The organism is Microbacterium sp. SD291, assembly GCF_017355365.1.
In the GTDB taxonomy this organism is placed as follows: domain Bacteria; phylum Actinomycetota; class Actinomycetes; order Actinomycetales; family Microbacteriaceae; genus Microbacterium.
Genome location: NZ_JADIJR010000005.1, coordinates 70467 through 83812 on the forward strand (window position 1 = coordinate 70467; position 13346 = coordinate 83812).

A 13346-nucleotide genomic window follows, 5' to 3' on the forward strand; every position below is an offset into this window, starting at 1 on the left:
TGCCCTCGTGGCGAGAAAACCAAATCCAATCGCTGAGAGGCGTGCTTCCGGCCGTGCGCGGCCTTCATCTCCAGCCCGAGTCTCCATTCACAAGGACAACCCACTACATGACTACCGCAACGACCGCCCCGGCCACCAAGCAGGTCGCCATCAACGACATCGGATCTGCTGAGGACTTCCTGGCCGCGGTCGAGAAGACCCTGAAGTTCTTCAACGACGGCGACATCATCGAAGGCACGATCGTCAAGATCGACCGCGATGAGGTTCTGCTCGACGTCGGATACAAGACCGAGGGTGTCATCCCCTCGCGCGAGCTGTCCATCAAGCACGACGTCGACCCCAATGAGGTCGTCAAGGTCGGCGACGAGGTCGAGGCTCTCGTTCTCCAGAAGGAGGACAAGGAAGGCCGTCTGATCCTCTCCAAGAAGCGTGCGCAGTACGAGCGCGCCTGGGGAGACGTCGAGAAGATCAAGGAGAACGACGGCGTCGTCACCGGTACGGTCATCGAGGTCGTCAAGGGTGGACTCATCGTCGACATCGGCCTCCGTGGCTTCCTGCCGGCCTCGCTCATCGAGCTGCGCCGCGTCCGCGACCTCACGCCGTACCTCGGCCAGGAGATCGAGGCGAAGATCCTCGAGCTCGACAAGAACCGCAACAACGTCGTCCTGAGCCGCCGCGCGCTGCTCGAGCAGACGCAGTCGGAGTCGCGCACCACGTTCCTGAACAACCTGCACAAGGGTCAGGTCCGCAAGGGCGTCGTCTCGTCGATCGTCAACTTCGGCGCGTTCGTCGACCTGGGCGGCGTGGACGGCCTCGTGCACGTCTCCGAGCTGTCCTGGAAGCACATCGAGCACGCCTCCGAGGTCGTCGAGGTCGGCCAGGAGGTCACCGTCGAGATCCTCGAGGTCGACCTCGACCGCGAGCGCGTCTCCCTGTCGCTGAAGGCGACGCAGGAGGACCCGTGGCAGGTCTTCGCCCGCACCCACGCCATCGGTCAGGTCACGCCGGGTAAGGTCACCAAGCTCGTTCCGTTCGGTGCGTTCGTGCGCGTCGCAGACGGCATCGAGGGCCTCGTCCACATCTCCGAGCTCTCCAGCAAGCACGTCGAGCTGGCCGAGCAGGTCGTGTCGGTCGGCGAAGAGGTCTTCGTCAAGGTCATCGACATCGACCTCGAGCGTCGCCGCATCTCGCTCTCGCTCAAGCAGGCGAACGAGTCGGTCGACCCGAACGGCACCGAGTTCGACCCGGCTCTGTACGGCATGCTCGCCGAGTACGACGAGAACGGCGAGTACAAGTACCCGGAGGGCTTCGACGCCGAGACCGGCGCCTGGAAGGAAGGCTTCGACGCTCAGCGCGAGGCATGGGAGCAGGAGTACGCTGCGGCCCAGGCTCGCTGGGAGGCGCACAAGGCTCAGGTCACCAAGGCGGCCGAGGCTGAGGCGGAGGCTGGTGCCGACTTCGGCGGCCAGACCTTCTCCAGCGAGGCGACCGGCGCCGGCACGCTCGCCGACGACGAGGCTCTCGCGGCTCTGCGCGAGAAGCTCTCGGGCGGCAACGCGTAAGCATCACGCTCTGAACGGGCCGTCACCTTCTCTTCGGATGAGGGTGGCGGCCCGTTCCGCGTCTTCAGGCCAGGGCCCGCCGCAGTCGCGGCGTGCCGCGCGCGAACGCTGAAGCTGTGCTCGTCGGCCGCATGCCAGGATGGAGGCCATGCCTCTCATCGCTCTCACCGGCGGCATCGCCTCCGGGAAGTCGACCATCGCCCGGCGTCTCGCCGAGCACGGCGCGATCATCGTCGATGCCGACAGGATCGTCCGCGACGTGCAGACGCCTGGTTCCGACGTGCTCAGGCGCATCAGTGTGGCGTTCGGCGATGATGTCGTCTCCGCCGACGGCTCTCTCGACCGTGCGGCGCTCGGAGCGAAGGTGTTCGGCGACCCCGCGCTGCTCACCCGGCTGAACGGCATCGTGCACCCCGCGGTGCGAGCGGAATCGCAGCGTCGTTTCGATGAGGCGCTCACCGGCGACCCGGATGCCGTGGTCGTCTACGACGTCCCGCTCCTGGTCGAGGCGAGAGTCGACGATCCATGGGACCTCATCGTGGTCGCCCATGCCCCGGCATCCGTCCGCCTTCGCCGGCTGATGGAGCTGCGCGGCATGGACGAGCGCGCAGCCAGGGACCGCATCGACGCCCAGGTCTCGGACGAGCGGCGTCTGGCGATCGCCGACGTCGTGATCGACACCGCCGGGACCATGGAGGAGACTCTCGCGCGCACCGACGCGCTGTGGCACCGGATCCGCGAACGGTGACCTTCGCCGGTCACGCACCAGGGTCGTCCGCCTACCGCCGCCTCATCGCAGGACTCTTCTTCGCGGGCATCGCCACGTTCGCGCAGCTGTACTCCTCGCAGGCGGTGCTTCCGCAGATGTCGGACGAGCTCGCGGTGAGTCCCGCGACGGCTGCGCTCAGCGTCTCCGCGGCGACCCTCGGTCTGGCGGCTGCCGTGATCCCGTGGTCCGCGGTCGCCGACCGCATCGGCCGGGTGCCGGCGATGGCCGTCGGCGTGCTCACCGCGACAGCCCTGGGCCTCGCGGCTCCCCTCAGCGACGGCATCGTGATGCTCCTCGCACTCCGCTTCGCGGAGGGCGTCGCGCTCGGGGCCGTACCCGCCGTCGCGCTCGCCTACCTGAGCGAGGAGGTGAGCGCCAGGCACGCAGCCACCGCGGCCGGCAGCTACATCGCGGGCACGACCGTCGGCGGGCTGCTCGGCCGCATCGTCTCGGGAATCGTGGGGGAGTGGGCGGGCTGGCGCACCGGCATGTGGTCCGTCGCGCTGATGTGCGCGGTTGCGGCGGTGGTCTTCCTCCTGCTCTCCCCGCGGGCACAGGGATTCACGCCAGGGCCGGTCACCGGCGCGCGCGGCCAGGGGATGCTCGAGCGGCTGCGCACCCCGCTGCGCTCGCCCAGGCAGCTCGCGCTGTACGCACAGGGCTTCCTGCTCATGGGCGCCTTCGTCGCGGTCTACAACTACCTCGGATTCCATCTCGTGGCGGAGCCGTTCATCCTGCCTGCCTGGGTGGTCACGCTGCTCTTCCTCGCCTACCTCGCGGGAACCCTCTCCTCGCCATGGGCCGGCGCGCTGGCGTCCGCACACGGCCGCTACCCCGTGCTCCTCGCATCGATCGCGGTGATGGCGGCCGGGGCGCTGGCGATGACGGCATCCGCCACCGCCGCCGTGCTCGCGGGACTCCTCGTGTTCACCGCCGGCTTCTTCGGCGCACACGCGGTCGCCTCCGGCTGGGTTCCGGTCGAGGCGGCTCGAGCGAGCAGGGCGCAGGCTTCGTCTCTGTACTACTTCGGCTACTACGCGGGCTCGAGCCTGTTCGGCTGGGCGCTGGGCCTCGTCTTCGGGCAGGTGGACTGGACGTGGTTCATCGCCGTGGTCGTGGCGATGTGCGCCCTGGCCGCCGGCGCCGCGATCGTCTCGCTCCGCCACGCACCTTCCGGAAGAGCCTGAGCCGGCTCAGGCGATGCTGCGACTCTGTCAGAGTTGTCCCATGCGTCCCGCCTACCTCGCCGCCTACGACAGCCAGCTGCGCACGGAATCGGAACTCGCGCACGCCATCCGCACGGCGGCGCACGGGCCGCTGCGATTCGCTGAGTTTCCAGGCGGACGGGGATTCGTGACATACGCGGGATTGGGCGACGCGGATGTCGCGGCGCTGGACGTGCTCGTGGACGCCGCCCTCGCGCATTTCCGGTCCGCGCCGGGGATACGCTCCGTCGAGTGGAAGACGCGCGGTCACGACCGGGTCCCAGGCCTTCATGACGCGCTTGTCGCGCACGGGTTCGTGCCGGAGGAGACGGAATCGATCATGATCGGCGAGGCAGCGCTCCTCGCCACGGACATCGCCCTGCCCGACGGTGTCGGGATCCGCCGCGCGCGCACGGACGAGGAGGTGCTCGCGATGGAGGAGATGCAGGGGGTCGTGTTCGAGGACCCGGACTGGCGTGCCCGCGCGGAGACGACGATGCGCCGCATCCGCGAGGACGACACCGTGGAGCTCTGGATCGCGGTGGCGGCGGGCGCCGTGGTCAGCGCCGGCCGGCTGGAGCCGGTGGCGGGGACGGAGTTCGCCGGGCTGTGGGGCGGGGCGACGCTGCCGGAATGGCGCGGCCTCGGCATCTACCGCGCCCTGACAGCCGAGCGCGCACGTTCGGCGCTGGCACGCGGCAAGCGCTACCTGCAGTCGGACTCGACCGAGTTCTCCCGGCCGATCCTCGAGAGGGCGGGGCTCGTCAAGGTCTCGACGACGACGCCCTACGTCTGGAGACCCGCGGACGACTGATCGGCGTCGCGCTCGCGTCGACGGCGAGAGCGACGACGGATGATCGCGATCACGGCGATCGCCAGCACGACCAGGAGCACTGCGGCGAGCACTGGCACGAGGATCGCCGCCGCCGCGAGGGCGAAGGACGCACCGTCCTCGGCGGTGCTGAGCACGGGGGCGGCGAGCCCGCCCGTCGTCGCGTTGGCGGCGACCCGCGTCGTCGCCTTGGCCACGTGCACGACGAGGGCGATCGCGATGCCGACGGCGACCGGCACCCAGGCGTTGTCCGAGAAGAACGAGGTCGGGTCGTCGACCGCGATGGTCTGGGCTCCCGACCCCGCGCCGAACGCGATCCCTCCCGCGGCGGGGCGCAGGATGCTCTGGACGACGTCGTTCACCGAGTCGAGCGCGGGGATCTTGTCCGCCACGATCTCCAGCACGAGGAGGACCCCGACGACCCACAGGGCGATGTCGCCGGAGAGCCACGACCATGCGGGAGGGAGCTCCATCGCGGGCAGGAGACGATCGGCGAGACCGAGCAGGAACAGCGGCATCCAGGCGTTCAGGCCGGCGGAGGCGGCGAGGCTGGTTCCGATGATGAACTCGATCACGCCCCCACTTTAGGCGTTCTCCCGGACCATGCCCCGATGTCGGAGGGGCGGCATACGCTGGAGGTATGCAACCCACGCGCAGTGTCCGCCCCTTCGAGGTCATCAGCGAGTACTCGCCCGCCGGCGACCAGCCTCAGGCGATCGCCGACCTCGCGGCGCGCATCAACGCGGGTGAGACCGACGTCGTGCTCCTCGGTGCCACCGGCACCGGAAAGTCGGCCACGACCGCCTGGCTGGTCGAGCAGGTGCAGCGGCCGACCCTCGTGCTCGCGCACAACAAGACGCTCGCGGCGCAGCTGGCGAACGAGTTCCGCGAGCTGATGCCGAACAACGCGGTCGAGTACTTCGTCTCCTACTACGACTACTACCAGCCCGAGGCGTACGTCCCCCAGACCGACACCTTCATCGAGAAGGACTCCTCGATCAACGCGGAGGTGGAGCGCCTGCGGCACTCGACCACGAACTCGCTGCTCAGCAGGCGCGATGTCGTGGTCGTCTCGACGGTCTCGTGCATCTACGGTCTCGGCGCGCCGGAGGAATACCTCAGAGCGATGGTCGCGCTGCAGGTGGGGGAGCGCTACGACCGCGACGCGCTGATCCGCCAGTTCATCGCGATGCAGTACAACCGCAACGACGTCGACTTCTCCCGCGGCAACTTCAGGGTCCGCGGCGACACGATCGAGATCATCCCGGTCTACGAGGAGCACGCGATCCGGATCGAGCTGTTCGGTGACGAGATCGAGGCGCTCTACTCGCTGCATCCGCTCACCGGCGAGGTCATCGAGAAGCTCGACGCCGTCCCGATCTTCCCCGCCTCGCACTACGTCGCGGGTGCCGACGTCATCCAGCGCTCGATCGGCACGATCGAGGCCGAGCTCGAGCAGCGCCTCGCCGAGTTCGAGCGCCAGGGGAAGCTCCTCGAGGCGCAGCGCCTGCGCATGCGCACGACGTTCGACCTCGAGATGCTGCAGCAGCTCGGGTTCTGCTCCGGCATCGAGAACTACTCGCGGCACATGGACGGGCGGGCTCCGGGCGAGCCGCCGCACACTCTCCTGGACTTCTTCCCCGACGACTTCCTCCTCGTGATCGACGAGTCACACGTCACTGTTCCCCAGATCGGGGCGATGTACGAAGGCGACGCCTCCCGCAAGCGCACGCTCGTCGAGCACGGATTCCGGCTGCCGAGCGCCATGGACAACCGCCCGCTGCGATGGGATGAGTTCAAGAACCGGATCGGGCAGACGGTGTACCTGTCGGCGACTCCGGGCAAGTACGAGATGGGCATCGCCGACGGCATCGTGGAGCAGATCATCCGCCCGACCGGCCTGGTCGATCCGCAGATCGTCGTCAAGCCGTCGAAGGGCCAGATCGACGACCTGCTCGAGGAGATCCGGCTCCGCGCCGGGCGTGACGAGCGCGTGCTCGTCACGACGCTCACGAAGAAGATGGCGGAGGAGCTCACCGACTTCCTCGGCGAGCATGGCGTCCGCGTCCGGTACCTGCACTCCGATGTCGACACCCTGCGCCGTGTCGAGCTGCTCAGCGAGCTTCGGGCGGGCGTCTACGACGTGCTCGTCGGCATCAACCTCCTCCGTGAGGGACTCGACCTCCCCGAGGTCTCGCTGGTCGCGATCCTCGACGCCGACAAGGAGGGCTTCCTGCGGTCGGGCACGTCGCTGATCCAGACGATCGGCCGTGCAGCGCGAAACGTCTCGGGCGAGGTGCACATGTACGCCGACCGGGTCACGGATTCGATGGCGAAGGCGATCGAGGAGACCGACCGGCGGCGGGAGAAGCAGGTCGCCTACAACACCGAGAACGGCATCGACCCGCAGCCGCTGCGCAAGCGGATCGCCGACATCACCGAGGTGCTCGCCCGGGAGGGCGCCGACACTGCCGACATGATGGCCGGGCGGGGGCGTGCGAACGGCAAGGGCAAATCCCCGACACCGAACCTGCGTCGCACAGGCATCGCGGCGGAGGGAGCGCAGCAGCTCGAGGCGACGATCCAGGACCTGTCCGATCAGATGCTCGCGGCAGCCGGTGAGCTCAAGTTCGAGCTCGCCGCGAGGCTCCGTGACGAGGTGCAGGACATGAAGAAGGAATTGCGGGCCATGGAGCGTGCCGGGCACGCCTGAGCAGATCGGAGACGACGGGATGGATGCCGCAGGCGAGGAGCTCGCCGATCGGATCAGGGCGCTTCTGAGCGTCGGGACCGAGCTCGAGGAGCGCCGCATGTTCGGCACCAGGGCGTTCCTGCTCGACGGCCGGATCCTCGTCGGAGCACGCAGGGGCGGTGTTCTCCTCGTGCGGGTCAGCGACGAGAACGGCGCGGCGCTGCTGGTGCGCCCCGGCGTGACGACGGCGGCGATGGGCGCAAAGACGATGGGCCCGAGCTGGCTCGATGTCGCTCCGTCGGCCGTCGCGGAGGACGACGACCTGATGTTCTGGCTGGACGCCGCGCGCGAGGACAACGCGGCGCTGAGCTGACGGGCGCTGAGCTGACCGGCGCTGTACTCGGCGGCGCTGAACTGGACTAGGGGCAGTGCATCAGCGGCTTGGGGCCGGAGCGGTCGATCTCGTGCCTGGTCATCGGCGCACCGCAGAGCGGGCAGGCTCTCTCCGCGCGCTCGGACGCGCTCGGCGGGGGAGTCTTCTCGTAGGGGCCGACGGATGCGGGGCCTGCGTACCGGATGAGGGTCTTGTTGATCCAGGCGTAGAGCCCGCCGGCTTCCCTGATCCTGGTGCGGAGTGGGGCGCGCTCGCGGGGTTCGGTCATGTTCATTAGTGTACTAATGATTAGTGTCGATGTACAGTGGAGCCGTGACCGCATCCGATGACATGCTCAAGCTCGAGAACCAGCTCTGCTTCGCTCTCGTCACGGCAGCCCGCAACGTGGTGGCGATCTACCGGCCGATCCTGGAGCCGCTCGGGCTCACGCACCCTCAGTACCTGGTGATGCTGGCGCTCTGGGAGCGTGCGCCGCGGATGCTCAACGATCTCGCCGCCGACCTCGCCCTGGAGCCGGCGACCGCCTCGCCCCTCGTGAAGCGGCTCGAGGCGGACGGCCTCGTCACCAGACTGCGCAGCATCGAAGACGAACGCCGCCTCGAGATCACCCTGACCGATGCGGGTCGGGCACTGCGTGCGCGGGCCCTCGACGTGCCGGTGCAGGTGATGGCGGCCGTCGGCATGGACATCGAACGGATCGCCGCGCTCCGCGACGGACTGTCGGATTTCGCGGGACGACGCCCGGCTGAACTCGCGCGCTGAGCGCTGTTCCCGGCCGGATCAGGCCGTGAGCACCCCGCTGCGGGCGATCAGCTCGGAGATCCGCCCTCGGCATCCGCCGCAGCCGGTGCCGGCCCTGGTCCTCGATCCCACGCACTCGACCGTGTCTGCCCCGTCGGCGATGGTGTCGGCGATGCGCTCGACGGTCACGCCGTTGCACCAGCACACCGTCGCCTCAGGGGCGAACGGGTCGCCGGTCAGCGTCGCGCCGGCGTCGTCGGCATCCAGCCGAAGGAGAGCGCCGCGATCGGCGGGAAGCTCCCCGCCCCGCTCGAACAGCAGCGTCAGCTCAGCGCCGGCGCGTGGCATCCCGACGGCGACGAACCCCTCCAGCACGCCCGCCCTGGTCACCATCATGGCGTAGGCGCCGCGTGCCGGGTCGAGCCATTGCGTCACCTGGCGTTCGTGCAGGCAGGTGTCGGCATGCGACTCCTCGTCCCAGGGATCGGCGTCGACCGTGCCCCCGGCCACGACGTCCACCGCCTCCGCCTTGAGCGTGACGACGCTCGCACGGTCGACGAACGGCGTGGCCTCCTCGCCGTCGCAGAGCATCGCGGCCAGCGCATCGGCCTGACGCCAGCCGGGGCCGATGAGTCCGGCAGGGGCGCCGCCGACGTACCCGTCGTCCCTCGCCGAGCCCGGTGCCGCGACATGCGCGCAGTCGCCGATCGCGAACACGTGCGGATCCGACCAGCTGCGGAGTCGCTCGTCGACGAGGATGCCCGTCGACACCGCCAGATCCGCAGCGGCCGCCAGCTCGACCCGGGGGGATGCTCCGACCGAGAGCAGCAGCAGATCGCCGTGGACGATCTTGCCATCGGCGCAGACGAGCCCGTCGAAGCGCTGCTCGCCGTCGGGGTCGGTGCGGGTCACGATGCTCTCCGCGACCGAGTGCGGGAGCAGCTCGATGCCGGCCAGGCGGGCGGTACGCGCCAGCATCCGTCCGCCGTCGCGATCCAGGTTCCGGCCCATCGGGATGTCGCCGGTGTGCACCACGACGATCTCGGCTCCCTGCTCGCGTGCGGCGAGCGCGACCTCGAGGCCGAGGACGCCGGCGCCGAGGACGATGATCCGCCGGTGCTGTCGCACGGCGTCCGCGACCTGTGCGGCGTCGGTGAGATCACGCAGGGCAGTGACACCCCGCGGCAGCGGGCTCGCTCCCTCGTCGAGGCCCTCCGGTCGCTGCGCGCGGGTCAGCCGGTGGCGCCGTGCCCTCTCCATCCCGAACAGGGTGGGGATGTTGGCACGGGCTCCGGTCGCGAGGACGAGGTGGTCGTAGTCGATCCGGTCGCCTGACGACGTCCGCACGACGCGACGGTGCCGGTCGATCGCGACGGCCGCTTCGCCGAGGCGGATGACCGCCCCTGCATCGGCGGCGGCTGTCGCGCCCGGCAGGTCGAGCCTTTCCCGCGTCGCCCTGCCGACCGCGTGCTCGGCGATGAGGACCCGGTTGTAGACGTCCTCGCGCTCCGCGCCGAGGACGGTGACGGAAGCCGCGCCGGCGCGCACCGCGGGGAGGATCCTCTCCACGAACCGGGCACCCACAGGGCCGAAGCCGATCACGACGATCCGGTTCATGCCGGCACCTCCGCCTTCGAGATCGTCACCCGGGTCGTCTTGAACTCCGGCATGGCCGAGATCGGGTCGACAGCCGACTCGGTGAGGAGGTTGGCGCTGCCGTCTCCGGGGAAATGGAAGGGCAGGAACACAGTGTCGTGACGGATGCCGGTCGAGATCTCCGCGCGAGCGCGGACCGTTCCGCGCTCGTTCGAGATCTCGACGAGATCGTCCTTCCCGATGCCGAGGCCCGTGGCCGCCGCCGGGTGGATCTGCACCGTCGCCTCGGGGCGCGCATCGACGAGCTCAGCGACCCGGCGGGTCTGCGCCCCCGACTGATAGTGCTCGAGGAGCCGGCCGGTGACCAGCGTCAGCTCTCCGGCGGGCCCCGGCTCGCGCTGCACCGGGGCGACAGCCACGATCCGTGCACGCCCGTCCGGGTGGGCGAACGTCTCCTGGAACAGCCTCGGCGTCCCGGAGGACCCTGTCGGGTACGGCCAGTGCGCGGCGATGCCGGTGTCGAGGAGCTCGTGGCTGAGGCCCGAGTAGTCGGCCGGGCCGCCCGCCGACGCGCGGGCGAGCTCGTCGAACACCTCTGCGGCGTCCGTCGACCACGCACCGGCCGCACCGAGCCTGCCGGCGAGCTCGCGCATGATCCACAGTTCGCTCCGCGCCTCGCCGGGCGCGTCGATCGATCGGCGGCGGCGGATCACGCGTCCCTCGAGCGAGGTCATGGTGCCCTCCTCCTCGGCCCACTGGGTGACGGGGAGCACGTAGTGCGCGAGCTGCGCGGTCTCGGAGAGGAAGAAGTCGCACACGACGAGCAGGTCGAGCGCGGCGAGCCCGCGCGCGACCTCCGCGGCGTCGGGGGCCGAGACCACGACGTTCGAGCCGTGGACCAGGAGCGCGGCGACGTCCCGCCCGAGCATGCCGAGCAGCTCCATGGCGGGCACTCCGGGGCCGGGGATCGAGTCGGACTCGACGCCCCAGACCTTCGCAACGTGCGCCCGCGCGGCCGGGTCGGTGATCTTGCGGTACCCCGGGAGCTGGTCGCACTTCTGGCCGTGCTCGCGCCCGCCCTGACCGTTGCCCTGTCCGGTGAGCGTGCCGTATCCGGCGCCCGGCGTTCCCGGCAGTCCCAGGACGAGGCTCAGGTTGATCGCGGCGGTCGAGGTGTCTGTCCCGTCCACATGCTGCTCGACGCCGCGGCCGGTGATGATGAACGTGCGCGGATGCGCGGCGAGCCGGCGGGCGACCGCGCGCAGCTGACCGGCCGGCACGCCGGTCAGCGACTGCACCCGCTCGGGCCACCACGCGCCGACGCTGCGGCGCAGACCGCTGAGGCCGGTCGTGCGCTCGGCGAGATAGCGGTCGTCGGCGAGTCCCTCGGCGAGCACGATGTGCGTCAGCCCCAGCAGCACGATCAGGTCGGTGCCGGGGGCGGGCTGCACGTGCACGCCGCCGCCCTCCTCGGTGAGCCGCGCCGTCTCGGAGCGGCGCGGGTCCACCACGATCAGTCCGCCGGCGGAACGGGCGCCGGTCAGATGACTGAGCAGCGGCGGCATGGTGGCCGCGACGTTCGATCCGAGAAGCAGGACGGTGCCGGCCTCATCGAGATCCGTGACCGGGAACGGGAGCCCCCGGTCGATTCCGAACGCGCGGTTCCCGGCTGCCGCCGCGCTCGACATGCAGAAGCGCCCGTTGTAGTCGATCCGGCTCGTGCCGAGTGCGATCCGGGCGAACTTGCCGAGCTGATAGGCCTTCTCGTTCGTGAGACCGCCGCCGCCGAAGACGCCGATCGCGTCAGCGCCGCGCTCCGCGCGCAGCACTCGCAGACGGCCGGCGATGTCGTCGAGCGCCTCGTCCCAGGTGACGGTCTCGAATCCGCCGCCCGCTCCCCTGCGCAGGGGAGCGGTGACGCGATCGGGATGCCGGAGCAGCTCGGCCGACGTCCACCCCTTCTTGCACAGCCCGCCGCGGTTGGTCGGGAAGTCGCGCGGCGCGACCTCGGCCCCGGCATCCGTGGGCGTCAGCGTCATCGCGCACTGCAGCGCGCAGTAAGGGCAGTGGGTCGACGTCACAGGCGGGTACCCGACCGCCGGCTCGCGCGGACGTAGACCAGAGTGGTGACGGCGATCATCACGAGGTATGCGCCGAGGAACCAGGTGAGGCCCGTCGTGTACCCGCCGGTCGTCGACTTGGAGAAGCCGAGCACCTGAGGGATCAGGAAGCCGCCGTATGCGCCGAGGGCCGAGATGATGCCGAGTGCGGCTGCCGCCTTGCGCTGCGAGCCGATGTCTCCCGCGGTGCGATGCGCGTCATCCGAGCCTGCTCGCCAGGCGAAGACCGTGGGGATCATCCGGTATGTCGCGCCGTTGCCCATCCCGCTCGCGGTGAACAGCAGCAGGAAGAGCACGAGGAAGCCCCAGAACCCGAGGACCGGGAGTGTCAGGATCACCACCGACGTGAGCACGGCCATCGCGATGAACGCCGCGAGGGTGATCGTGGATCCGCCGAAGCGGTCGGCGAGCCGACCGCCATAGGGCCGTGCCAGCGAACCGCACAGGGCGCCGAGGAATGCCAGCGGCACCGCCGCCGACCCGACCTGCAGGGCCGAGAAGTCCGGGAACTGGTCGACGATGAGCTTCGGGAAGACTCCCGCGAACCCGATGAAGGATCCGAACGTGCCGAGGTACAGGAACGAGAGGATCCACAGATGCGGCTCCCTGAATGCCGCGAGGGATGCCGCGAAGTCCGATCGGGCGCTGGACAGGTTGTCCATGCGCAGCGCCGCACCGACCATCGCGACGACGATGAGCGGCACCCAGATCCAGCCGGCCGCCGGAAGGTTGAGCGTGGCGGCAGCGCCGATCGTGATCACGATCGGGACGATGAACTGAGCCACTGCGGCGCCCAGGTTGCCGCCGGCGGCGTTCACGCCGAGTGCCCAGCCCTTCTCGCGCTGCGGGTAGAAGTAGGTGATGTTCGACATCGACGAGGCGAAGTTGCCGCCGCCGAGGCCCGCGAGAGCCGCGACGCCGAGCATCACCGGGAACGGCGTGTCCGGGTCGCCCACGCACAGCGCGAGGCCGATCACCGGCAGCAGCAGGAGCGCGGCGGAGATGATCGTCCAGTTGCGGCCGCCGAATCGCGGCACCATGAACGTGTAGGGGAAGCGCAGGGTGGCGCCGACGAGGCTGGGCATCGAGATCAGCCAGAAGGTCTGGGTGACGTCGAACTCGAACCCGGCGCCGGGCAGGGAGATCACCACGATCGACCACAGCTGCCACACGACGAAGCCGAGGAACTCGGCGAAGATCGACCACCGGAGGTTGCGGCCGGCGATCCTCCGGCCACCCGACTCCCACTGCGTGTGGTTCTCGGCATCCCAGCCGTCGACCCAGCGGCCGGCCCTGACGGTGAGGGCGCCGACGGCGGGGGTCGGCTGCGTGCCGAGGCCGGACGAGGTGTCGATCGCGGTCATGCGTTTCTCCGATGCTCGGATGGAGGTGCGTGACTCTGAAGCTAGAGGGGCATTGTTTCCGCGCAGTCGCC

At 69.9% G+C, this 13346-nt stretch carries 12 protein-coding genes; 7 read left to right on the plus strand and 5 right to left on the minus strand.

Annotated features, from left to right (window positions below; translation table 11 throughout):
• Nucleotides 1–107: 107 nt before the first annotated feature.
• The 4 genes from rpsA to IPV10_RS04480 all read left to right on the plus strand — a co-directional run bounded on the left by rpsA (nucleotide 108) and on the right by IPV10_RS04480 (nucleotide 4350).
• Nucleotides 108–1562, plus strand: a complete 1455-nt coding sequence (gene rpsA / locus IPV10_RS04465; RefSeq protein ID WP_207480849.1) for a 30S ribosomal protein S1 — start codon at nucleotides 108–110, stop codon at nucleotides 1560–1562.
• A 148-nt stretch (nucleotides 1563–1710) separates the two neighbouring features.
• Complete coding sequence (gene coaE / locus IPV10_RS04470) at nucleotides 1711–2310, plus strand: dephospho-CoA kinase (RefSeq protein ID WP_207480851.1); 600 nt, start codon at nucleotides 1711–1713, stop codon at nucleotides 2308–2310.
• Entirely contained in the window at nucleotides 2307–3518 is a 1212-nt protein-coding gene (locus tag IPV10_RS04475; RefSeq protein WP_207480853.1) for an MFS transporter, read from the plus strand. Before coaE ends, IPV10_RS04475 begins: the two co-directional genes overlap by 4 nt.
• Nucleotides 3519–3558: 40 nt before the next feature.
• Nucleotides 3559–4350, plus strand: a complete 792-nt coding sequence (locus IPV10_RS04480; protein ID WP_207480856.1) for a GNAT family N-acetyltransferase — start codon at nucleotides 3559–3561, stop codon at nucleotides 4348–4350.
• On the opposite strand, the gene IPV10_RS04485 is transcribed toward IPV10_RS04480, so the two are convergent.
• On the minus strand, nucleotides 4323–4943 hold the full coding sequence (locus tag IPV10_RS04485) for a DUF4126 domain-containing protein (RefSeq protein WP_207480858.1): 621 nt from the start codon (nucleotides 4941–4943) through the stop codon (nucleotides 4323–4325). The two genes, IPV10_RS04480 and IPV10_RS04485, sit on opposite strands and share 28 nt — an antisense overlap.
• A 65-nt stretch (nucleotides 4944–5008) precedes the next feature.
• Between IPV10_RS04485 and uvrB the strand changes: the two genes are divergently transcribed.
• Nucleotides 5009–7081: an excinuclease ABC subunit UvrB gene (gene uvrB / locus IPV10_RS04490; RefSeq protein WP_207480860.1), complete on the plus strand. Its 2073-nt coding sequence runs from the start codon at nucleotides 5009–5011 to the stop codon at nucleotides 7079–7081.
• Complete coding sequence (locus tag IPV10_RS04495; protein WP_307861057.1) at nucleotides 7065–7433, plus strand: TfoX/Sxy family protein; 369 nt, start codon at nucleotides 7065–7067, stop codon at nucleotides 7431–7433. The genes uvrB and IPV10_RS04495 overlap by 17 nt, the downstream gene beginning before the upstream one ends.
• A gap of 46 nt (nucleotides 7434–7479) precedes the next feature.
• Here the strand turns inward: IPV10_RS04495 and IPV10_RS04500 are convergent, their stop codons facing one another.
• Nucleotides 7480–7722, minus strand: coding sequence for a hypothetical protein (locus IPV10_RS04500; protein WP_207480862.1), 243 nt, complete (start codon nucleotides 7720–7722; stop codon nucleotides 7480–7482).
• 62 nt (nucleotides 7723–7784) lie between these two features.
• Between IPV10_RS04500 and IPV10_RS04505 the strand changes: the two genes are divergently transcribed.
• Entirely contained in the window at nucleotides 7785–8216 is a 432-nt protein-coding gene (locus tag IPV10_RS04505; protein WP_207481006.1) for a MarR family transcriptional regulator, read from the plus strand.
• Between the two features lie 18 nt (nucleotides 8217–8234).
• On the opposite strand, the gene IPV10_RS04510 is transcribed toward IPV10_RS04505, so the two are convergent.
• From IPV10_RS04510 to IPV10_RS04520, 3 genes are read right to left on the minus strand one after another with little or no spacing between them, the layout of a single operon-like run.
• A complete protein-coding gene (locus tag IPV10_RS04510; RefSeq protein ID WP_207480864.1) occupies nucleotides 8235–9812 on the minus strand; it encodes an FAD-dependent oxidoreductase in 1578 nt (525 codons plus the stop codon).
• A complete protein-coding gene (locus IPV10_RS04515) occupies nucleotides 9809–11830 on the minus strand; it encodes a molybdopterin oxidoreductase family protein (RefSeq protein WP_207480866.1) in 2022 nt (673 codons plus the stop codon). The genes IPV10_RS04510 and IPV10_RS04515 overlap by 4 nt, the downstream gene beginning before the upstream one ends.
• Nucleotides 11831–11868: 38 nt before the next feature.
• Nucleotides 11869–13275 (minus strand): MFS transporter, encoded by a 1407-nt coding sequence (locus IPV10_RS04520; protein ID WP_207480868.1) that lies wholly within the window; start codon nucleotides 13273–13275, stop codon nucleotides 11869–11871.
• Nucleotides 13276–13346 lie beyond the last annotated feature (71 nt).

Excerpts from the sequence above, each read along its gene's own strand:
- rpsA (WP_207480849.1), top strand. The coding sequence starts at position 108 with ATGACTACCGCAACGACCGCCCCGGCCACCAAGCAGGTCGCCATCAAC.
- coaE (WP_207480851.1), top strand. The coding sequence starts at position 1,711 with ATGCCTCTCATCGCTCTCACCGGCGGCATCGCCTCCGGGAAGTCGACC.
- IPV10_RS04480 (WP_207480856.1), top strand. The coding sequence starts at position 3,559 with ATGCGTCCCGCCTACCTCGCCGCCTACGACAGCCAGCTGCGCACGGAA.
- uvrB (WP_207480860.1), top strand. The coding sequence starts at position 5,009 with ATGCAACCCACGCGCAGTGTCCGCCCCTTCGAGGTCATCAGCGAGTAC.
- IPV10_RS04500 (WP_207480862.1), bottom strand. The coding sequence starts at position 7,722 with ATGACCGAACCCCGCGAGCGCGCCCCACTCCGCACCAGGATCAGGGAA.
- IPV10_RS04505 (WP_207481006.1), top strand. The coding sequence starts at position 7,785 with ATGCTCAAGCTCGAGAACCAGCTCTGCTTCGCTCTCGTCACGGCAGCC.
- IPV10_RS04510 (WP_207480864.1), bottom strand. The coding sequence starts at position 9,812 with ATGAACCGGATCGTCGTGATCGGCTTCGGCCCTGTGGGTGCCCGGTTC.
- IPV10_RS04515 (WP_207480866.1), bottom strand. The coding sequence starts at position 11,830 with ATGACGCTGACGCCCACGGATGCCGGGGCCGAGGTCGCGCCGCGCGAC.
- IPV10_RS04520 (WP_207480868.1), bottom strand. The coding sequence starts at position 13,275 with ATGACCGCGATCGACACCTCGTCCGGCCTCGGCACGCAGCCGACCCCC.